This is a genomic window from Streptomyces sp. WMMC940 (genome assembly GCF_027460265.1).
Taxonomy (GTDB): Bacteria; Actinomycetota; Actinomycetes; order Streptomycetales; family Streptomycetaceae; genus Streptomyces.
Map to the genome: position 1 here is coordinate 3,507,543 of NZ_JAPZBC010000001.1, position 21,113 is coordinate 3,528,655.

Annotated in this window: 20 protein-coding genes and 1 pseudogene; 3 read left to right on the forward strand and 18 right to left on the reverse strand. The window is 73.0% G+C overall.

The window, feature by feature from the left end; translation table 11 throughout:
* Positions 1–218: 218 nt before the first annotated feature.
* The 16 genes from O7595_RS15320 to O7595_RS15395 form a co-directional block, all read right to left on the reverse strand.
* Entirely contained in the window at positions 219–878 is a 660-nt protein-coding gene (locus O7595_RS15320; RefSeq protein WP_269729248.1) for a response regulator, read from the reverse strand.
* Positions 875–2,254, reverse strand: a complete 1,380-nt coding sequence (locus O7595_RS15325) for a histidine kinase (RefSeq protein WP_443071626.1) — start codon at positions 2,252–2,254, stop codon at positions 875–877. The genes O7595_RS15320 and O7595_RS15325 overlap by 4 nt, the downstream gene beginning before the upstream one ends.
* A 94-nt stretch (positions 2,255–2,348) precedes the next feature.
* Positions 2,349–3,197: an NmrA family NAD(P)-binding protein gene (locus tag O7595_RS15330; protein ID WP_269729249.1), complete on the reverse strand. Its 849-nt coding sequence runs from the start codon at positions 3,195–3,197 to the stop codon at positions 2,349–2,351.
* 99 nt (positions 3,198–3,296) lie between these two features.
* Positions 3,297–4,196, reverse strand: coding sequence for an alpha/beta hydrolase family protein (locus O7595_RS15335; protein WP_269729250.1), 900 nt, complete (start codon positions 4,194–4,196; stop codon positions 3,297–3,299).
* Between the two features lie 76 nt (positions 4,197–4,272).
* Positions 4,273–5,490, reverse strand: coding sequence for a kynureninase (gene kynU, locus O7595_RS15340; protein WP_269729251.1), 1,218 nt, complete (start codon positions 5,488–5,490; stop codon positions 4,273–4,275).
* Positions 5,483–6,328, reverse strand: coding sequence for a tryptophan 2,3-dioxygenase (locus O7595_RS15345; protein WP_269729252.1), 846 nt, complete (start codon positions 6,326–6,328; stop codon positions 5,483–5,485). The genes kynU and O7595_RS15345 overlap by 8 nt, the downstream gene beginning before the upstream one ends.
* 165 nt (positions 6,329–6,493) lie before the next feature.
* The gene (locus O7595_RS15350) at positions 6,494–6,907 is read right to left on the reverse strand and encodes a DUF3151 domain-containing protein (RefSeq protein WP_093653824.1); all 414 of its coding nucleotides are present in this window, start codon (positions 6,905–6,907) and stop codon (positions 6,494–6,496) included.
* Positions 6,908–7,168: 261 nt separating this feature from the next.
* A complete protein-coding gene (locus O7595_RS15355) occupies positions 7,169–8,647 on the reverse strand; it encodes an MFS transporter (RefSeq protein WP_269729253.1) in 1,479 nt (492 codons plus the stop codon).
* A gap of 172 nt (positions 8,648–8,819) precedes the next feature.
* Entirely contained in the window at positions 8,820–9,983 is a 1,164-nt protein-coding gene (locus O7595_RS15360; RefSeq protein WP_269729254.1) for a MalY/PatB family protein, read from the reverse strand.
* A gap of 100 nt (positions 9,984–10,083) precedes the next feature.
* Entirely contained in the window at positions 10,084–11,106 is a 1,023-nt protein-coding gene (gene fbaA / locus O7595_RS15365) for a class II fructose-bisphosphate aldolase (RefSeq protein WP_269729255.1), read from the reverse strand.
* 177 nt (positions 11,107–11,283) lie between these two features.
* The gene (pyrE, locus tag O7595_RS15370; protein ID WP_269729256.1) at positions 11,284–11,823 is read right to left on the reverse strand and encodes an orotate phosphoribosyltransferase; all 540 of its coding nucleotides are present in this window, start codon (positions 11,821–11,823) and stop codon (positions 11,284–11,286) included.
* 201 nt (positions 11,824–12,024) lie between these two features.
* On the reverse strand, positions 12,025–12,831 hold the full coding sequence (locus tag O7595_RS15375; protein ID WP_269729257.1) for an aldose epimerase family protein: 807 nt from the start codon (positions 12,829–12,831) through the stop codon (positions 12,025–12,027).
* Between the two features lie 65 nt (positions 12,832–12,896).
* Positions 12,897–13,946, reverse strand: a complete 1,050-nt coding sequence (locus tag O7595_RS15380) for an SRPBCC family protein (protein ID WP_269729258.1) — start codon at positions 13,944–13,946, stop codon at positions 12,897–12,899.
* A 70-nt stretch (positions 13,947–14,016) separates the two neighbouring features.
* A complete protein-coding gene (locus O7595_RS15385; RefSeq protein WP_269729259.1) occupies positions 14,017–15,549 on the reverse strand; it encodes a polyamine aminopropyltransferase in 1,533 nt (510 codons plus the stop codon).
* Positions 15,550–15,633: 84 nt separating this feature from the next.
* Complete coding sequence (locus tag O7595_RS15390; protein ID WP_269729260.1) at positions 15,634–16,152, reverse strand: DUF2617 family protein; 519 nt, start codon at positions 16,150–16,152, stop codon at positions 15,634–15,636.
* 369 nt (positions 16,153–16,521) lie between these two features.
* On the reverse strand, positions 16,522–16,737 hold the full coding sequence (locus tag O7595_RS15395; RefSeq protein WP_269729261.1) for a hypothetical protein: 216 nt from the start codon (positions 16,735–16,737) through the stop codon (positions 16,522–16,524).
* A 124-nt stretch (positions 16,738–16,861) separates the two neighbouring features.
* Between O7595_RS15395 and O7595_RS15400 the strand changes: the two genes are divergently transcribed.
* A complete protein-coding gene (locus O7595_RS15400) occupies positions 16,862–18,055 on the forward strand; it encodes a pyridoxal phosphate-dependent aminotransferase (protein ID WP_269729262.1) in 1,194 nt (397 codons plus the stop codon).
* 95 nt (positions 18,056–18,150) lie between these two features.
* Here the strand turns inward: O7595_RS15400 and O7595_RS15405 are convergent, their stop codons facing one another.
* Entirely contained in the window at positions 18,151–18,705 is a 555-nt protein-coding gene (locus O7595_RS15405; protein WP_269729263.1) for a Uma2 family endonuclease, read from the reverse strand.
* Between the two features lie 147 nt (positions 18,706–18,852).
* On the opposite strand from O7595_RS15405, the pseudogene O7595_RS33855 reads away from it, so the two are divergent.
* Positions 18,853–18,951, forward strand: a pseudogene (locus O7595_RS33855) (aminotransferase class I/II-fold pyridoxal phosphate-dependent enzyme); the annotation flags it as partial.
* A gap of 337 nt (positions 18,952–19,288) precedes the next feature.
* Positions 19,289–20,464 (forward strand): hypothetical protein, encoded by a 1,176-nt coding sequence (locus O7595_RS15410; RefSeq protein ID WP_269732498.1) that lies wholly within the window; start codon positions 19,289–19,291, stop codon positions 20,462–20,464.
* A gap of 67 nt (positions 20,465–20,531) precedes the next feature.
* Here the strand turns inward: O7595_RS15410 and O7595_RS15415 are convergent, their stop codons facing one another.
* On the reverse strand, positions 20,532–21,077 hold the full coding sequence (locus O7595_RS15415) for a YbjN domain-containing protein (protein ID WP_269729264.1): 546 nt from the start codon (positions 21,075–21,077) through the stop codon (positions 20,532–20,534).
* Positions 21,078–21,113 lie beyond the last annotated feature (36 nt).

Below are 21,113 nucleotides of genomic sequence, written 5' to 3' on the forward strand. Positions count from 1 at the left end.
CACCGGGCCATCGGCGGCACACACCGTCCCGGAGCACCGATCCTGTCCACACCCCTCGCGGAGGCCCCGTCGTCCTGCTGCTGCTCCTCGTGCTCGCCCGCGCGGTGATCAGCTGGGAGTTCCAGCCCACCCGGCTCGGCGACGATCCTCGTGCTCGCCCGCGCGGTGATCAGGCCCTTCGGCCTGCCGGAAGCGGCCGTGGCCGCCGGCGGCGGCCGTCAGCCCGGTGTGACCAGCCTCGCCTCGTAGGCGAACACCGCCGCCTGCGTCCGGTCGCGCAGCCCCAGCTTCACCAGGATCCTGCTGACATGGGTCTTGATCGTGGACTCCGCGACGACGAGGTGCGAGGCGATCTCCGCGTTCGACAGGCCCTGCGCGATCAGGACGAGGACCTCCGTCTCACGTTCGGTCAGCTCGCCGATCCGGGCGAGGGCGGGCGTCCTGGGCGCCGCCGAGATCCGGGAGAACTCCGTGATCAGCCTGCGGGTGACGGTCGGCGCGAGCAGGGCCTCGCCTGCCGCCACCACCCGCACCCCGTCGGCCAGTTGGCGGGCGGAGGCGTCCTTCAGCAGGAAGCCGGAGGCACCGGCGCGCAGTGCCTGGTACACGTACTCGTCCAGGTCGAAGGTCGTCAGCACGAGCACCTTCGCCTCGCTGTCGGCCGCGACGATCTCCCGGGTGGCCTCGATGCCGTTGAGCTCGGGCATGCGGATGTCCATCAGGACCACGTCGGGGCGCAGCGCGTCGACCTGCGCGACCGCCTCGCGGCCGTTGACCGCCTCGCCGATCACCTCGATGTCGGGCATGGCGTTCAGCAGGACGGAGAAGCCCTCGCGGACCATCGCCTGGTCGTCGACGATGAGGACGCGAATGGTCATGCGGTCTCGTCCTTCGCGACGGGGACGAACACGGCGACCTCGTAGCCGCCGTCCTCCGTGGGGCCGGTGGTCATCTCGCCGTTGAGCATGGAGACGCGCTCGCGCATCCCCGTGAGGCCGTGGCCCGTTCCGGTGGAGAGGGGCGGGCGGAGCCCTCGCTCGGGGGAGCCGGCGGGATGACGCGCGGGTTTCACCAGGCCGCGGACCGGGCCGTTGACGACGCGGACGCCGAGCCCGCCGAGGACGTACGACACCTCGACCTTCGCGGAGGCGCCCGGCGCGTGGCGCAGAGCGTTGCTCAGGGCCTCCTGGACGATGCGGTACGCCGAGAGCTCGACGCCCGGGGGAAGCTGCCGGACCGCTCCGGTGACCGCGAGACCGACCTCGAGGCCGGCGTCCCGGACGTTCCCCAGCAGCCCGTCGAGATCGGCGAGGGTCGGCTGGGGCGCGTCGGGGGCCTCGTAGTCCTCCGCCCGTACGACACCGAGGACGCGGCGCAGTTCGGTGAGCGCGGCCACGGCGTTCTCCCTGATCGTCACGAACGCCTGCTCGAGCTCGGGCGGCGGGTTCTCCACGCGGTAGGGAGCGGCCTCCGCCTGGATGGCGACGACCGACATGTGGTGGGCGACCACGTCGTGCAGTTCGCGGGCGATGGTGGTGCGCTCCTCCAGCAGGGTGCGCCGGTCGCGCTCGACGGCGGTGACGCTCTGCTGGGCGGCGACCTCGCGCTCCGCGTCCCTGCGGACCTGTGCCAGTGACACGACGAGCAGCGCGACGGCGGCGACGAACATCAGCGGTGCGGTGGCGCCGGGGTAGCCGCGGCCGAGGACGGACTCGGCGAACAGGCCGTACGCCCCGGTCAGCAGCCACATCCAGAAGGCGGCCCGCGGCCGGGTCCGTGCCGCGACGACGGTCAGCACGGCGAGATGGGAGGCGATGGTGGCCGGGGCCCACGGCCACTCGCCCCAGGTTCCGGCGAGGACCGCGAGGAACGGTGTCGTGGCGAGCGAGGCCCAGAAGGCCAGCACCGGACGGACCAGCGTCATCAGCACCGTGGCCGCGGGAACCGCCGTGAGGACGAGGAGGACGAGGCCGAAGGCGCCGGAGGTGGTGGAGGCACCGATGAGCAGCACCAGCAGGGCGCCGGCCGCGACGACCGCGTGCGGGGTCCAGGCGGCGTACCGGCGGATCCGCGCCGGCAGCCGCCGGATCACCGGTCCGTCGCCCGCCAGCGGAGCCAGCGGCCGGTACGCGAAGGCGTCGTGGAAGAGGTCCTGCCGCAGCCCGCCGAGCGCGCCCATGGCCAGGCGGAACTCGGGGCTGCGGCTGTCGGCTTCGGTGCGCGGTATGCGCTGCGTGGTCGGCGTGTCGGTCACGTCAGCAAAGGTACGGCCGGAGTACGGACGCGGTCGTCACCTGTGGTGGGGATACTTCCGCGTCCGTCCCAGGTACTACTCGGGTCCTCCCAGGTCAGGCGCGGAACGCGGGCGCGTGCTCGGCGGCCCACTCGGCGAAGGTCCGCGCCGGGCGGCCGGTGACCCTCCGCACGGTGTCGACGACGGTCCGGCCCTCGGGCGGAGTGTTGCCGTACACGTCGAGCAGGAAGTCGACCACGTCCTGCGGCAGACCGGCGGCCCGCCACCTGGAGACGGCCTCGTCCGGGGTGAGTTCCGTCAGGGCGATGTCCCTGCCCCGGGCCTTCGCGAGCGTGTCCACCTTGTCCTGCAGGCTCAGCACCTCGGGCCCGGTGATCAGGTACGTCTCCCGGTCGTGGCCCTCCTCGGTGAGGGCGACCGCGGCGACGGCGCCGATGTCGGCCTCGTGGACCATGGCGCTGAGTCGATCGGTGAACGGTTCGCCGACCGTGTCCTCGGCACGGATCCCCTCGGCCCACTCCAGCGCGTTCGCCATGAACTCGACCGGCATCAGCACCGTCCAGGCGAGGCCGCTCTTCTGCACGGCGTCCTGGAGCGGGGTGTCACCACCGCCGTTCAGCACGGTGATCCGCCCCACCCCGGCCTCACGGGCGAGTGCGACGATCTCCGGTCCGGTCTCCAGCGGAGCCATGTACTCCCCGCCGAAGGTGATGAGGTGCAGTCCGGTGACGCCCTCCAGGGCCGGTGCCAGGCCGTCCGGATCGGTGAGGTCGCCGTGGACCGCCTCGGCGCCCGCCGGCAGCGAGGCGCGGGCCCGGCCGGGGTCGCGGGTCAGGGCGCGGACCGTGTGCCCCCGGTCGAGCAGTTCGGCGACGACCTGGCGGCCGACCGTCCCGGTGGCTCCGGCGACGAGGATCTTCTGGGGGTGCGTGGGGTTCGTCATGTGCCCACCGTAGGAAGGCTTGCGGACACCTTCTGTCCGCAACTCTTCCGCGCACCGCACCCGCCGGCGATCCGCCTCGCCGGGCCTGGGCGGAAGCCGTCACCAGGCGAGCTGCGCGATCTCCTCCGCCACCACCGCGCAGGCGTCCGCCGACGGGTCGATGAGCGGGAAGTGGCCGACGTCCCCGAGCAGGGTGAGACCGACCGTCTCGCCCGCCTTCGCGGCCGCGTCGACGAAGGACTCGGCGACGGCCTGCGGCACGACGGTGTCCTCGCGGCCCTGGACGACGGCCGTGGCGATCCCGGTGGGCAGCAGCACGGCCGGATCCGCGGAGCCCGCGCGCGCCTCGAACTCCGCCTCCCCGCCGAGGAGCTGGTGCACCGCGCCGCCGCAGACGTCCAGCTCGGCCGCCCGCCCCAGGTCTGCGATCGGCGCCAGCGCGACGACTCCGCGCAAGAGCGGCTCGGCCGGGAGCCGCCAGGGCGAGCCCGCCGGCAGTACGTGCCGGGCGGCCGCCCACAGCGCCAGATGCCCGCCCGCCGAATGGCCGGTGAGGACCGTGCGCCTCGGGTCGGCCTGCGGCAGCGCCGTGCGGGCCAGTTCCGGCAGCGCGTCCAGCGCCGCCGCGACGTCGTCGAACGTCTCCGGCCAGCGACCGGCGGCCGGCCCGCCGCCGTCCTGGTCGCCGCCGCCCTGCTCCCCGCGCTGCTGGGGCAGCGACGCGCCCCTGCGGTACTCCACGTTCGCCACGGCGAAACCGCGCCGCGCCAGGAAGTCCGCGAACGGGGTGATGTGCCGCCGGTCGTACGGCGCCCGCCACGCTCCGCCGTGCAGCACCACCACCAGCGGCGCCGGCTCCCGGCCGTCGCGCGGCGCGTAGAAGTCGACGACCTGGTCCGGGTGTTCGCCGTACGCCGCCGAGGCGTCCGGGGCGACGGCCGGGTGCGACAGGGCCGAGGCCTCCTCGGCGGCGTCGCGAGCTGCGGCGGGGTCCGGCATGCTGCTCCAACCTTTCGGTGAGGGGGCCGAGTCGGCCTGGCCAGCCGGGACGGTACCAGGCCGTCGGCCCCCGTGATCAGCCGCCGGCCGGGACGTCCACCGCGGTCAGGACCTCGGCGAGGACCCGTGCCGCGCGCTCGGTGTCCGCGAAGCCGACGTACAGCGGGGTGAAGCCGAAGCGCAGCACGTCGGGACGGCGCAGATCGCCGACCACGCCGCGGGCGATCAGGGACTCCATGACCGCGGATGCGTCGGGGCAGGCCAGCGCCACCTGGCTGCCCCGCTCGGCGTGCGCGGCCGGGGTGAGCGGGGTGACCCGGCCGCGCGGCACGTACGCCTCGACGCACTCGAGGAAGAAGTCGGTGAGGGCGAGGCTCTTGGCCCGTACCGCCTCCACCGTGACCCCGTCCCACACGTCGAGCGCCGCCTCCAGTGCCAGCATCGAGAGGATGTCGGGCGTGCCGACCCGGCCGCGCACCGCGCCCTCGGCCGGCGCGTAGCCGCGGGTCATCCCGAAGGGGTCGGCGTGCGAGTTCCAGCCGGGCAGCGGCGAGTCGAAGCGGTCCTGGTGGCGCTCGGCCACGTACAGGTACGCGGGCGAACCGGGTCCGCCGTTGAGGTACTTGTACGTACAGCCGACCGCGAGGTCCACCCCGTGCTCGTCGAGGCCGACGGGCAGCGCGCCCGCGCTATGGCACAGGTCCCAGACCGCGAGGGCGCCCCGCTCGTGCAGTGCGGCCGTGATCCCGGGCAGGTCGTGGAGACGGCCGGTGCGGTAGTCGACGTGGTTCACCAGCGCGGCGGCCGTGCGCGGGCCCACCGCGTCCGCCACGTCGGCGGGGTCGACGACGACGGTCCGGCGGCCCGTGAGCCGGGCGGCCGACTCGGCGATGTACCCGTCGGTGGGGAAGGTGGTGGCGTCGACGAGGATCTCGTCCCGGCCCTCGGGCGCCATCCGCACCGCCGCGACCACGGCCTTGAAGACGTTCACGCTGGTGGAGTCGCCGACCACGATCTGACCGGGCGCGGCACCGACGAGCGGGGCTATCCGCTCACCGATCCGCTGCGGCGCGGTCCACCAGCCGCTCTCGTCCCAGGAGCGGATGCGCAGTTCGCCCCACTGCCTGCCGATGACGTCGGCCATCCGGTCCTGGACGTGGCGCGGCAGGGCGCCGAGCGAGTTCCCGTCCAGGTAGACCGCGCCGTCGTCGAGCGCGAACAACTCACGCCGCTTGGCCAGTCCGTCCGCCGCGTCCAGCTCCGCGGCCCGCTCGGTGAGTCGCGTCTCAGACATGGCTGCGCGCCGTCCACAGCTCGGGGAACACGTTCTTGGCCGCCCGCTTCTCCAGCCAGGCGACGCCGGCGGAGCCACCGGTGCCGGCCTTGGCGCCCATGGCGCGCCGGGTGGCGACGAGGTGGTCGTTGCGCCAGCGCCACACCAGCTCACCGACGTCGGTCAGCGCCTCGCCGAGGCGGACGAGCTCGGCGTCCTGGTCCTCGTTCGCGTAGACCTCCGCCCACACCCGCTCGACCTCGGGCGACGGCTCGTAGCGCTGCGACAGGTCGCGGTCGAGGACGGACTGCGGCACGGGCAGGCCGCGGCGGGCGAGCAGCCGGAGCACCTCGTCGTAGAGGCTCGGCTCGTGCAGGGCCTTCTCCAGCTCGGCGTGGACGCGCGGGGCGCCGCGGTGGGGCACCAGCATGGACGCGGACTTCTCGCCGAGCAGGAACTCCATCCGCCGGTACATCGCGGACTGGAAGCCGGAACCCTCGCCGAGGGCGCTGCGGTAGGCGTTGAACTGCACGGGGGTGAGCTGCGCGAGCGGCCGCCAGGAGGCGTTGAGCGCGTCCAGCTCCCGCACGGAGCGCTTCAGCGCGTCCATCGCGACGGGCACCTCGTCGCGGCGCAGCGCCCGGGAGGTGGTCTCCCACTCGTGGACGATGACGGTGAACCAGAGCTCCATCACCTGGGTGGTCACCAGGAACACCATCTCGCCGGGATCGTCGGAGAGGGGATGCTGGAGGTGGGTGAGGACGTCCGCCTGGACGTAGTCCTCGTACGGGGTCGTGCCGGCGAAGTCGAGGTTCGGGGTGACCGAACCCGCTCCGGAGGCATCGGGAAATTGCGACATTCGCCGTCTCCTGACACATGTGTCCGGGTAGCGGTCCGCTCCTTCCGTTCGTGGTCTCGGAGCCCCGGTCCCCTGCGCGCATCATAAACACGGGTCCCGCCGGTGACGCGAGGGGCGGGTGCCCGGTCAGGGCACCCGCCCCTCGTGGGGATCGGACCGGCGGGATCATCCCAGGGTGTCGGCCGCCGTCTCGGACGAGTCGCGCAGGAACGTGCTGCAGCGCTCGTATTCGTCCTGCTCGCCGATCGCCTGAGCGGCGCGGGCGAGCGCGTGCAGGGCACGCAGGAAGCCGCGATTCGGCTCGTGCTCCCACGGCACCGGGCCGTGCCCCTTCCAGCCGCTGCGGCGCAGCGCGTCCAGGCCCCGGTGGTATCCCGTACGCGCGTACGCGTACGACTCGACGACCCGCCCGGCCTCGAACGCCTCGTCGGCGAGCTGGGCCCAGGCGAGCGAGGAGGTCGGGTACTTCGCGGCGACGTCGGCGGAGGCCGTGCCGTTCGCGAGCATCTCCCGCGGCTCGGGGTCGTCGGGCAGGTGGGTGGGGGGCGGTCCCCCCAGCAGGTTCTCGTGGATGGCCATGGCTTCAGTGTCACAGGTCGCAGGCGAATCCGTGGAGCCGGTGCCCGCTTGCGCCGGGGCCGGCCGTGGTAGTCCCCGGCCGGGTGTGGGACGCACCGGGCCGGGGGCCGTGACGTGCGACGAAGCAGGTGTGTGGCAGGAACGCGGGGAGACGGCGGGCACAGACGCCGGGATACGACGAAGCAGGGGCCGCAGGGGTGAGGCGGTGGCGGCCGGCAGGGCCGGGGGCGGTCGTCAGCGGCCGTGGACCCCGCCACGGCGTCATCCGGGTCGTCGATCCGACCGGCCGCACCCGGTGCCCCCGCGCCCCGGCTCGGGCTTCGGCTCCAGAGGTGGCGCGCCGACACCGCAGTGCACCCTGCATGCGGCATGGCCGGGCACCTCCGCCGGCCGCCGCACCATGGCCCACGCCAGCACCGCGCCCACCACGAGGATCAGCGCGCACAGGGGCATCGCCCGGGCGAAGGCCGCCGCGAACTGCTCCGGGATCCGGTACGCCTCCGGCCCCATCCCGGCCAGCATCGGCAGCGCGGCCACCGCGAGCAGCCCCGCGGCCCGGGCCGCTGCGTTGTTGACGCCGCTGGCGATCCCGGCCCGCGCGGTGTCCACGGACGCCAGCACGGTCGCGGTCAGCGGGGCCACCAGGATCACCATCCCCAGGCCCAGCACCAGCAGAGCGGGCAGCACATCGGTGAAGTAGGCGGCGTCGGGCCCGACACGCAGCATCAACAGCATCCCGGCCGCGCACAGCAGCGACCCGACGGTGAGCGGGATGCGCGGGCCGATCCGCTCGCCCAGCTGGCCGGCCCGTGCGGAGAGCAGCAGCATCAGCACGGTGGTGGGCAGCAGCGCGGTACCGGCGGCCAGGGCCGAGTAGCCCGATACGACCTGGAGTTGCAGGGCGGTGAGGAAGAAGAAGCCGCTGAACCCCGCGTACACGCACACGGTCACCAGATTCACCGCCGTGAACAGCCGGGAGCGGAAGATCGACACCGGCAGCATCGGATTCTTCCGGCGCTGTTCCAGCCGGACGAACACGGCACCCGTCAGCACGCCCGCGACGCCGGTCCCCCACGAGCCGTCGATCAGCGCGTACGTCACCAGCGCGAGGCCGATCGCCCCCAGCGCCGCGCCCAGCACGTCGAACCGTCCGTGCGCCGCGGGGTCCCTCGACTCGGGGACATGGCGCATCGCGACGGGCACGCACAGGGCGGCCAGCGGCACGTTCAGCAGGAAGACCCACCGCCAGCCGGGGCCGTCGACGAGCCATCCGCCGACGAACGGCCCGACCGCCGCGCCGACCCCGCCGAAGCCGGACCACAGCCCCACGGCCCTGGCCCGGTCGTCCGGGTGGAAGCTCGCCTGGATCAGCGCGAGCGAACCCGGGGTGAGCAGCGCCCCGCCGACGCCCTGCAGCGCCCGGGAGACGATCAGCACACCGGCGTTGGGAGCCAGTCCGCAGGCGAGCGACGCCAGGGCGAACCACACCACCCCGACGAGGAACACCCGCCGGCGCCCGTACCGGTCCCCCAGCGCCCCGCCCAGCAGGATCAACCCGGCGAGGGTGAGCATGTAGGCGTTGACGGTCCACTGGAGTTGGGCGAGATCGGCGTCGAGGTCCTCACCGATGTGGGGCAGGGCGACATTGACGACGGTGGAGTCGAGCATGGCCATGCTGGACCCGAGGACGGTCGTCAGGACGATCCAGCGCCCGGTGGCCGACGCGAGCCTGATGTCCATAGGGCGAATCATTCCGCCCGACGGGTCTCGCGGCGACCCGGCCGCGGGTCACGGAACCGCGGCCGGGCGGCTCGACACAGGGCCCGGGCGGGGTAGCCGGAGACCAGGGCAGGGGCGGACCGGGGGGCTCGGATCGCTCCGGTCCCGGGCGGGCCCACGACCGGGCGCGGCGTCAGGTCAGCCGCGTCAGGGCCCGCACCAGCGCGTCGGCGCCCGCCTCCGCCTTGGACCGGGGGCAGCCCAGATTGAGGCGGACGAAGCCGTCCGCCCCGTACACCCCGCCCGGCATGATCGCGACGCGTTCCCGCTCGACCAGCTCCCGCTGCAGCGCCGCGTCGTCCACGCCCAGCGCCCGGAGGTCGACCCACGCCAGGTACCCCGCCTGCGGCGGCCCCCAGCCGAGGACGGGGAAGGCCGACCGCAGTCGCTCCTCCAGCATCGCCAGGTTCCCCGCCACATAGCCGCGGGCGGCGTCCAGCCATCCGGCCCCGTCCCGGTACGCGGCGATGTGCGCCGTCAGCGAGAGCACGGCCGGCGAGGCGAGCCCCTCACCCGTCTCCAACCGCCGGACGAACGCCGCACGCTCCCCGGGGTCACCGATGATCCCGTAGGAGCCGGTCAGCGCCGGGAAGTTGAACGCCTTCGACGCCGAGGTGACCAGGGCCCACCGTCCCCGGCCGTCCGCGAAACGCGTCCACGGCAGATGCCGGTGCCCGTCGTGCACGAAGTCCGCGTGGATCTCGTCCGAGATCACGGCGACCCCGTGCGTCTCCGCCAGCAAGGAGAACCCCTTCAGTTCGTCCTCGGTCCACACCCGTCCGGTGGGGTTGTGGGGCGAACAGAGGATCAACACCTTGGTGTCCGCCCGGGCGAGCTCCCGTTCCATGCCCGCCCCGTCGCCCACCGCGACCCCCCGGAGCTGCCGCCCGAGGCCCATGACCGCCTTGCGGAAGCCGTCGTACGTGGGGGTGTGGACGACGACGCCGTCCCCCGGCTCCGTCCACATCCGCAGCAGCTGTGACACCTGGTTGAGGACCGACGGTGCGTACACGATCCGCTCCGGATCGAGCGGGGTGTCGTGCCGCCGCGCGTACCAGCCGCGTATCGCCTCGCGGAACGCGCCGAGCCGCCAGTCGGTGTACCCGAAGACCCCGTGCGCGAGGCGCTGGCGCAGCGCGTCCAGCACCGGCGGCGGCGACGCGAAGTCCATGTCGGAGATGGTGAACGGCAGCAGTCCGTCCACGCCGAACCGGTCGGCGGCACCGTCCCACTGCACGCTGGCGGTGCCGCGCCGGTCGACGAGGGTGTCGAAGTCGTACGGAGCGTGGTGCGTCAACGTCGGATCCCTCCGGACAGGACGAAGGCCCGGCACCGTTCGCCGGTACCGGGCCTCACGTCGGCTGGGTCTCGTGCCGCTCGCCTCGGCCTGCCGCCGGTTACTTCATCCGGTTGCCGGCGGCGCGCAGCACCTGGCAGGCCTCGAGGACACGCTTCGACATGCCCGCCTCCGCCGCCTTGCCCCAGGTGCGCGGGTCGTAGGTCTTCTTGGAACCGACCTCGCCGTCGACCTTCAGCACACCGTCGTAGTTCTTGAACATGTGGTCCGCGACGGGGCGGGTGAAGGCGTACTGGGTGTCGGTGTCGAGGTTCATCTTGACGACGCCGTTCTCCAGCGCGACCGCGATCTCCTCGGCCGTGGACCCGGAGCCGCCGTGGAAGACGAAGTCGAACGGCTCGGACTTGCCGTACTTGGCGCCGACACCCTCCTGGAGCTCCTTCAGCAGCTCGGGACGGAGCACGACATTGCCCGGCTTGTAGACGCCGTGGACATTGCCGAAGGACGCGGCCAGCAGGTAGCGGCCCTTCTCGCCCAGGCCGAGCGCCTCGGCGGTGCGGATGGCGTCCTCGACGGTGGTGTAGAGCTCGTCGTTGATCTCGTGCGAGACACCGTCCTCCTCGCCGCCGGTCGGGGTGATCTCGACCTCGAGGACGATCTTGGCGGCGGCCGCACGGGCCAGCAGCTCCTGGGCGACGGACAGGTTGTCGGCGAGGGTCTCGGCCGAGCCGTCCCACATGTGCGACTGGAAGAGCGGGTTCTGTCCCTGGGCGACACGCTGCTCGGAGATGGCCAGGAGCGGGCGGACGTAGCCGTCCAGCTTGTCCTTCGGGCAGTGGTCGGTGTGCAGGGCGATGTTGACCGGGTACTTGTCGGCCACGATGTGGGCGAACTCGGCCAGGGCCACGGCCCCGGTCACCATGTCCTTGTTGTACTGGCCACCCAGGAACTCCGCACCACCGGTGGAGATCTGGACGATGCCGTCGCTCTCGGCCTCCGCGAAACCGCGCAGCGCAGCGTGCAGGGTCTGGGACGAGGTGACGTTGATGGCCGGGTAGGCGAACTTGCCTGCCTTCGCCCGGTCGAGCATCTCGTTGTAGACCTCGGGGGTTGCGATGGGCATCTGTCCGCTCCTTGTGATGTGCGGTTTGCGTTGCTTGGCACCCTGACCTGGGGGCGACGTCATCGTCGCACCTATCTTTCCAGACGCCCATGGGGGCTCAGGGAACAAGGGGCGGGACGTTTCACGTGAAACGTCCCGCCCTTTGCGATAAGCGCAGGTCAGCTCCGGCAGCCGGAATCAGGCGAGACCGAGGTCCTGCAGTTCGAATCCGGTCAGATAGGGCAGCCCGGCCTCGGAGATCGCCCCTGCGGCACCGCGATCCACGATCGTGGCCACGGCGACGACCTCGCCGCCGGCCTCGCGAACGGCCTCGACCGCGGTGAGCGGCGAACCACCGGTCGTGGAGGTGTCCTCGACGACGAGGCAGCGGCGGCCCTTGACGTCCGCGCCCTCGATACGCCGCTGCATCCCGTGCGTCTTCTGTGCCTTCCGCACGACGAACGCGTCCAGACGCCCGCCGCGGGCGGCGGAGGCGTGGAGCATGGCGGACGCGACGGGGTCGGCGCCCAGCGTCAGACCGCCGACGCAGTCGAAGTCCAGGTCCTTGGTCAGATCGAGCATGACCTGGCCGACCATGGGCGCGGCCTCGCCGTCCAGCGTGATCCGGCGAAGGTCGATGTAGTAGTCGGCCTCACGACCCGAGGAGAGGGTCACCCTGCCGTGCACCACGGCCTTGTCCTTGATCTGCTGGAGCAGCTCAGCACGTACGTCAGTCATGGCCATGAGCTTAGGCCCTGCCCTGCCGCCCCGGCCGGAGACCGCCTCCGGCGCCCGCCGCCGGATCTCGGCGGCCGCCACGCCCGGAACCCCCTCGCGCCGCAGCTCCCGCGCCGGCATCGCCTCCGCACCCCGCCCGGGCCGCCCGGTACCGGCCGGGGGCCGCGACGTCCTGCACGGGGCGCCGCCGTTGGTGGCGCATCAGGCACTGGCGAGCCGTCGCCACGACCAGGTCGTCGCGATCTCGAGGGGGTCGATCGGGGTGACCAGGCGGGGGTGCGTGTTGAGGCCGTTCGGCGGGCCGGACTGCGGCTCCACGCAGACCGCCTCCTCCTGCTCGTCGTAGACGACCACCCACTCCGTTCGGCTCTTCACCGTCAGTTCCAGCTGTTCCGGCCAGGTGAGGGTGACGTCGACACCGTCCTCCATGCCGAAGCAGTCGTCCCAGGGGCCGGGCGTCGGCCCGATCCGCCGGCCGGTGGGCAGGTGGTCGGAACCGCGCTCCTCCTGCCAGTCGGCGATGAAGTCGAGCCGGGCCCCCTTGGCGTCGGGGAAGGCGTGGCGCATGAACCACGGGTGCCAGCCGGCCTGGGCGGGGAACGAGTCGTCGTACGTCTCGACGCCGAGCTGGAGCGTCAGCGAGTCCTCGCTCAGCTCGAACGTCTGGGTGACGAGCCCCGTGTACGGCCAGGGTTCGCCGAGTTCGTAGGTGAAGACGGCCTCGGTGGGGCCGGTGCGGGCGGTCCGCCACGCGGTGTTCCGGCCGGTGCCGTGGATGGCGTGCGGCGGGTCGTTGACGGGTAGCTGGTGCTCCACGCCGCCGTTGCGGAAGCGACCGTTCTCGGTACGGCCGCACCAGGGAACCATCGGGAAGCAGCCGTATCGCTCGCCCTGCCGCAGCACCTCGGTGCCCGCGATGCGCAGGCTGCTGATGCGGCAGCCGTTGCGCGGAGTGACGGTCAACTCGACGTCGCCGGCGGTGAGCCGGACGTTCTCTTCGCTACTCACACCCCGACCCTACTGGCGACCGGCCGGGGGCGCCCGTGTCGCATGGGCCGGTCGAGGGCCCTCAGCTACCTGCGGCGGCGCAGTGCCCGTCCGACGACGACGGCGGAGGCGATGGCGAGCGCGGCGGCGGGGGCGACCCAGCGCAGCGTGTTCCCGGCGGTGCTGGGCTGGGGTGCGGGGACGGGTGCGTACCGGCCGCGCGGCGGCGCGTGGTCCACCTCCTCCGCACTGCGGCCGATCATGGTCCGGCGGGCGTGGGCCGCTTCGGCGGGCGGTTCGTCGTCCTCGCCGAACACCTCGTCGGCCAGGGGGTCCAGCGACGAGGGGGGAACATCGACCCCGAACAGGGGCGCGTTCTCGTCCTCGCCGTCCGCCGCGTCCTCGAGCGCTCCGCTCGCGTCGGCGGAAGCCGCCGCGGGGCCACCGCCCGGGGCGGGGGGCGCGGTATCGGCCGTCGCGTCCGGCCGCCCGGCCGCATCGGCACTTCCGGCCGTCGCATCGGCATCACCGCCGGCATCGGCTTCCGCATCGGCAACGGCTTCGGCATCGGCATCGGCGGCCGGGGCGGTCCGGTCGGCCGCCCCGGAGTCGCTCACGGGTGCGGCTCCGGCTGCGGGCGCACTGCCGGACTCGTCCGGGCCGTCATGCGCCGCGTCCTCGTCCGCTGCGGCCGCCCCACGCGCCTCGTCCTCCGTCGTGGCACCCAGGGACGACGCGAAACGGTCGAGCAGCCGGATCGCGGCCTGTTCGGCCGTTCCGGGGGCCGCCTCGGCGAGACGGCCGTCCGCATGGGCCGTTCCGGTGAAGACGAGCGCGGTGCCGCCCTCCGCCTCGGTGAGCCGGAGGGTCAGGGCCAGCTTGGCCGAGCCATGGCCACGGGCCTCCGTGCCCTCGCCCTCGACGGCGAAGCCGCCGTCCCGTTCGGAGATCCGGAGCGCACCCCGGTAGGTGATCGTGTGACCGCCCACACGGACCTTCAGGCGGCCCGCGAGAGGGCCCGCCGACGCGTCGGCGTCCTGCTGGAGCCCCGGGACGCACCGGGCGACCCGCGCGGGGTCGGCCAGCGTCCGCCGAAGCCTGTTTGCCGGTACCGGAACGAACACCTCATGCTCCATGGGAACCGAGCCTACTCAGCCCCGGCCCGACGGGAGCCCTTCTGTGCGGAACCGGCACAGTCCACGGCCCTCACTCGGCGTACCGCGGGCGCAGCAGCGTCGACGGTGGGACGTCCCGGGGGCGCTCGTCCTCGACGCCGAGCACCCCGGGCCCGAGGGCCGGTGGGGCGGCCCGAGCCGCGGGGACCGCGAGGACGAAGCCGCGGTCGGGGCGGCCCGGGGCGCGGTACGGCCGGGTCGTGAAGCCCGCGGCACGGATCGTGGACTCGACCGTCCAGTACGCGTGCGGGTGCGCCCCCACCGCTCCCGCGTGCACGGCGAGCCGTCCACCGTCCGCGAGGACCCCCGCGGCGAGCCCGTAGAACTCCTGCGAGTACAGCTTGGTGCTGGGCGTGACGCCCGGGTCGGGCAGGTCCGAGACCACCACGTCGTACGTGTGGCGGGGGGTCGTGGAGCCCCTCAGCCAGCGGAAGGCGTCCGCGTACACGACCTTCAGCCGCGGGTCCCGGTACACATGGCCGTTCAGCGCGGAGAGCGCCGGGTCCGTGCGTGCCAGCCGCACCATCCCAGGGTCGAGTTCGACCACGGTGACCGAGCGCACCCCCGGGTGGCGCAGCACCTCGCGCGCCGCCATCCCGTCGCCGCCGCCGAGGATCAGCACCCGCGCGTGCGGGCCCCGGCGCATCGCGGGACCCACCAGCGCCCGGTGGTGCCGGTCCCCGTCCCCGCCGCTCATCTGCAGCCTGCCGTCCAGGAACAGGTCGACCGGCCCGTCCTCCGCGCCGGTCAGGACGACCTCCTGCACCCCGGTGTGCACGGCCACCCGCACCGGCTCGCCGTACACGGCCCGCCGCGCCGCGGCCTCGAAGTCGGCGACGAGCGCCGTGGCGGTGGCCAGCACGGCCAGGACGGTCAGATTCGCCCCGAGCAGCCACCACCTCGACCGTGGCGAGATGTCCCGCCGGAACAGCCACAGCACCAGCGCCCCGCCCGCCACCGCGTTCACCGCGCCCGTGAGCAGCGCACCGGTCAGCTGGCCGAGCCACGGCAGCAGCAGGAACGGGAACGCGAGACCGCCGACGAGCGCGCCGACGTAGTCGGCCGCGAAGAGGTCGGCGACCGTGCCCGCGGCGTCCTCCTCGCCCCGGCCGTCGCGCCGGGACGCCCGCTGGATCAGGCTCATCAGCAGCGGGATCTCGGCGCCGATCAGCACCCCGATCGCGAGTGAGAAGGCCACCAGCGCGTAGCGGGCCTCGCCCAGCCAGGCGAACGCCGCGTACAGCACCAGGGCCGAGCAGCCTCCGATCAGCGCGAGCGCCGCCTCCACCAGTCCGAAGCCGACGGCGGCGTGGCAGCGCAGCCGCTTGGCGAGGAGCGAGCCGACACCCATCGCGAAGACCATGACGGAGAGGACGACGGACGCCTGGGTGACGGAGTCGCCGATCAAGTACGAGGCGAGGGCGACCAGCTCCAGCTCGTACACCAGACCGCAGGCGGCACAGACGAAGACCACGAGGAGGACGAGGAACCGGCCCGCGTCCGGGCGGACGGGCGGTGGCCCCGCCCCGCCCCGCACCGGTGCTGACACAGGCTGGTCGATCATGCCGTAACGCTACGTCACTCATCCATGCCGAACTGTCACCCACACGGGTGCAACTGCCCCGAAATGCCGTGGTGACGGTTGGAATCAGCGCCGGACGGGCACGCGCGCGCCGACATGGGTACGGGTCACCACCAGCTGCCCCTCCTGCGGGTACGCGTGCCAGGTCCGCCACCGCATCTGGCCGTCCACCTCCTGGGCGACCATCGCCGTGAACGCGTGCGGCGAGCCGGGGAACGTGCCGGCCAGTCCGTGCGGATGGTCGGCCACCAGCGCCAGCAACTCCTGCGCACGCCCCGCGAAGGAGCCCTCGGACAACGTCTCGACACGCGCGGCGAACTCGTACTCCCAGCGCCCGAGCCGCCGTGCCACGCCCAGCGGCAGCGGCGTGCTGCGGCCGGGCATGCACGCCACCGTCTCGGAGCAGGTGCCGTGCTCCCCTTCGAGCAGCACCTGGTGCGAGGCGCCCAGAAGTCTCAACTGCAGCTTGGTGCCGGCCAGTTCCAGATCGAGCTCGGCCAGCGCGGGCAGCGGCTCCCGGCCCAGCGCCCAGGCCAGATCGGCCGCGCGGGTGTCGGTATAGGAGGTCTTCAGGGTCGTGAGCATGGGTCGGCTCCGCAAACACGCGTGACGGGTGGACCGGGGCGCCCCGGAGGCAGCACAGGGAGGGTGGGGGATCTGCCGACTCGGGTCCACAGACGGTCCGAGGGCTGGATGTTCTCAACAGCGAGGGAACCATGAAGTGCGCGGCGTCCACAGTGCTTTTACCCAACTTGACGTGCATTCCATCCCCTGGGGGGCCTTACGGTTCAACTGTTCAACAGAAACCCATGGAGGAAGTGCACAACAACGGCGGATAAGTGCATCGCCCGTCAACAGGAAGGCGCCCGGCGGGAGTTCGCTCCGCCCGGGCGCCCCCGGTCCGGCGGGCCGAGCTGCCCCGTGTCAGCCGCCCCACCGTCGTACGGGTGGTGATCAGTTGCCGCCTCCGCAGCCACCGCCACCGCCGCCGCACGAGGACCCTCCGCCACAGGACGAGCCCCCGCCGCAGGAGGAACCGCCGCTTCCGCCGGCCCACCAGCTGTTTCCGCCACCTCCGCGGCGCGAGCGCCCCCCGCGTCTGCCGTTCGACGCCGCCACCACGAGCCCGATGACGACGATCACCCCGATGGCGATCACGAGTCCGATCATTGACCTCACCTTCCTTCGTCCCCCCGAAGCGAGGCTGCTTCCGGCGTGCCTGGGGAATGCCCCCGGCCCGCACGGCCCAAAGCGGACTTGAGCTAGTCCAGAGGTTCCGCGCAGGATGGCCGGCATGACAGCTCCAGGACGTGCACCGGGCCCCCGGCCGCTGCTCAACCGCCGCCTCGCCGAGTTCGGGACGACGATCTTCGCCGAGATGTCCGCGCTGGCCGTGCGCACCGGCTCCATCAACCTCGGCCAGGGCTTCCCGGACACCGACGGCCCCGAGGTGGTGCGGGAGGCGGCGGTGCGCGCGCTGCGCGACGGCCGCGGCAACCAGTACCCACCCGGCCCCGGCGTGCCCGAGCTGCGCACCGCGATCGCCGCCCACCAGCGGGACCGGTACGGCCTCGGGTACGACCCCGACACCGAGGTGCTGGTCACCGCCGGCGCCACCGAGGCGATCGCGGCCTCGCTGCTCGCCCTCGTCGAACCCGGCGACGAGGTGATCGCCCTGGAGCCGTACTACGACTCGTACGCCGCCTGCATCGCCATGGCGGGCGGTACCCGCGTGCCCGTCACCCTCCGGCCCCGGGACGGGGCCTACGCGCTGGACCTGGACGAACTGCGCGACGCCGTCACCGACCGCACCCGCGTCATCCTGCTGAACACCCCCCACAACCCGACCGGCACCGTCCTCACCCGTGACGAACTCGCGGCCGTCGCGGAACTGGCGGTCGAGCGCGATCTGCTGGTCGTCACCGACGAGGTGTACGAACACCTGGTCTTCGAGGGCGAGCACACGCCGGTCGCGACCTTCCCGGGGATGCGCGGGCGCACCGTGACCATCGGCTCGGCGGGCAAGACGTTCTCGTTCACCGGCTGGAAGGTCGGCTGGGTGACCGCCGCGGCGCCGCTGGTCACGGCGGTCCGCTCGGCCAAGCAGTTCCTCACGTACGTCTCGTCGGGCCCGTTCCAGTACGCGGTCGCCGAGGCGCTCGCGCTCCCGGCCGCGTACTTCGACGGGCTGCGGGAGGACCTGAGGGCCAAGCGGGACCTGCTGAGCTCGGGACTCGCGGCGGCCGGCTTCGAGGTGTACCGGCCCGCCGGGACGTACTTCGTCACCACCGACATCCGGCCGCTCGGGGAGTCGGACGGCTTCGCGTTCTGCCGCGCCCTGCCGGAGCGCTGCGGGGTCGTGGCGATCCCCAACGCGGTCTTCTACGACCACAGGGACGCCGGGGCGCCGTTCGTGCGATTCGCGTTCTGCAAGAGCGCCGACGTCCTGGAGGAGGCCGTCTCCCGACTGAAGGGGCTCGCGCCCTGAACTCACGCCGCCCGGCTCGCTCGTAGCGTGCGGACCCCGGGCCCGCGGCGGCTCCTCGGCGCCGTCCGAGCCACCCGCCGGCTCGGGCTCCCTCGTCAGCGGGCGTCCGCCTCGGGATCCGGGCGCGGGAGTTCGTCGAGGTCAAGGGTGAACGTGCGGCCGTCGGCCAGGGGGATGGGGAGTTTGCCCGTGCCGTACTTGTGGGTGTGTGCGGCGATGTAACCGGTGGCGGTCGGCTGGGTGTGGAGGACGACTTCCTGGGCGTAGGGGTCCACGACCAGGTAGATCGGGATGCCGTAGCGGCCGTACTTCGCGGTGCAGTCGTCGTAGTCCTTGCGTGCGGAGGAGGTCGAGACGACCTCGGAGATCAGCAGGACGTCCTCGAAGCTGTAGCGCTTGCCTTCCTTGCGTGCGTCCTCGCGCAGGATCGCGAGGTCGGGGGCGGAGTTCTCGTCGGCGGGGAAGTCGATGTAGACATCGGAGGTGACCTTCGCGTGACGGCCGAGGGCGAGAGCGGAGTCGATCTGCATCGACCTGATGGTGCTGGAGTGCTCTTCGCTCTGCGGGGTCATGATCACCTTTCCGTCGGCCCCGAACAGGACCGTGTACCCCTTGGGGAACTCGGTGTGCACGATCGCGTCGACGCTCATGGACGGCTCCTTCCCGTGTGTGGTCAGGATACGACGGACAGTGCCGCGTCACCGAGCCCGGCGGTACGGCCCGCAGACCGGTCCGTACAGGTGGTGCGGCCCGCTCACCGCCGGTGCCGGAGATCCGCAGCGGGGCCTGCCGCACGACATAGGGACGCCGGGGCGCCGTCCGTGCGATTCGCGTTCTGCAAGAGCGCCGACGTCCTGGAGGAGGCCGTCTCCCGACTGAAGGGGCTCGCGCCCTGAACTCACGCCGCCCGGCTCGCTCGTAGCGTGCGGACCCCGGGCCCGCGGCGGCTCCTCGGCGCCGTCCCACCCGCCGGCTCGGGCTCCCTCGTCAGCGGGCGTCCGCCTCGGGATCCGGGCGCGGTTCGTCGAGGTCGAACCCCTCGGAACCCGCCCCGAGGGCTGCCCCGCAATCCCTGCGGGACGGCCCTAGCGTCCGGGCCGTCCGCTGTCACGGCGACACGCGTGTCCGACCCGCCCGTGCGGGCGATCCACCCGGGCGGCTGCCAGCGGTCGCGCACCGCGCGCGCACCGCCGAAGGTCGGGGTGACCGCACCCGCGCGCACGGAGGTGCCCCCTGTTCGCCGAGACCTTCGACAAGGCAGCGTCCGCCGACGACCGGTCCCTTTCCCGCCCGCGCGCGGCGCTCCACCGGGCGGCCCCCGCCCTGGGACTGTTCGCGGCCGCGCGGCTGACCGGCACGGTCGTGGTGGCCCTGTGGGCGTGGCACGTCGGCCGGTCGCCGCGGGCGCTGCTCGCCACCTCGTGGGACTCCAAGTGGTACATCGGCATCGCCGCGAACGGCTACGGCCGCACGGTGTACTGGCCGGACGGGGCCGTCCAGTCCGACCTCGCCTTCTTCCCGCTCTACCCGGGACTGATCCGGGCCGTCACGTCCGTGCTGCCGGTCACGGGAGGCACCGCGGGACTGGCGCTGTCGTGGGCCGCGGCGGGCCTGGCGGCATGGGGCATCTACGCGGTCGTCGAGCGGCTCCACGGCCGCGGGCTCGCGACCCTCGTCGTGCTGCTGTGGGGGCTGCTGCCGCACGCGGTCGTCCTGTCCATGGCCTACACCGAGCCGCTGCTCACGGCGTTCGCCGCCTGGTCGCTGTACGCGCTGGTGACCGGCCGCTGGCTGTGGGCCGGAACGCTGGCCGGGCTCGCCGGGCTGACCCGGCCCAACGGCATCGCGGTCGCCGCGGCCGTCTGCGTGGTGGCCGGCTGCGAGCTGTGGAGGCGGCGGGCCACGAGGGGCGGCCGGGCGCCCGTCTGGGCCGCCGCCGCGCTGGCGCCCGCCGGCTGGCTGGGCTACGTGCTGTGGGTCGGGGTGCGCAAGGGCGATGTGCTCGGCGGCTACTTCGCCGTGCAGAGCGGCTGGACCTCGCGCTTCGACATGGGCCTCGGATCCCTGAAGGTCATCCGCAGCATGGTGACCGCACCGACGTTCTTCGGTTTCCCGATGGCGCTGGTGATCGCGGGGGCCGGCGTCCTGCTCTTCGCCCTCTTCGTACTGGACCGGCCGCCGCTGCCGCTGCTGGTGTACACGGGGGTGCTGGTGCTGATCACGGTCGGCGGTTCCGGCTTCTTCGAGTCCAAGCCGCGCTTTCTGCTGCCGGCCTTCCCGCTGCTGCTGCCGCTGGCCGCCGCACTGACAAGAGCCCGGCCCAGGGCGGCGATCACGGTGATCGTCGCCCTGGCCGGGCTCTCGTTCTGCTACGGGACGTACCTGACCGTCGCACCGACGGCGCTGTGAACCCCGCGGGGGTGCACCCACCACCGCCGTGCCCTTGTTCGTCGGGGCGCTCGGACCGCCGGTCCGCTCAGGCGCCGTCGGCGGGCTTCTCGTCCGCCGACTCCCCGGCCGGGGTGAGGCCGAGCTGCTCCACCAGCCACTTGTCGAACTCGATGGCCGCGCGCACCCAGCTGACCGTCGACGAGACGAAGTGCTCGAGGCTGACGCCCGTGCCGATCAGCATCTGGGCCTCGCCGATGAGGCGGACGGTCGTGGGCTGCCCCTCCTCCTCGTGGGTGTGCGTGTAGACCTTCGGCCACAGCGTGCGGCGGTTCCAGTCGTCGACGGCGTCGAGGACCTGGGCCTTGTCCTCGACCGCGTGGGGACGGTCGTAGAACGTCCGCACCGAGAAGACCTGCTGCTCGTTCTCGCCGCGGAACATGAAGTACGTGCGGAACTCCTCCCACGGCGCCGCGAGGTCACCCTCGTCGTCGACGACGTACTTCAGCTCCATCTGGTCGAGGAGCTGCTTGACCAGGTCCTGGTCGGGGACGACCGGGCCCGCCGGTCCTGACGCGGCCTGAGGTTGGGGCTGGCCCCCGAAGTTCGGAATCGAGGACGGGTCGATGCTCACCGGGTGTTTCCCTTCGTACGGATACGGCCATCCTCC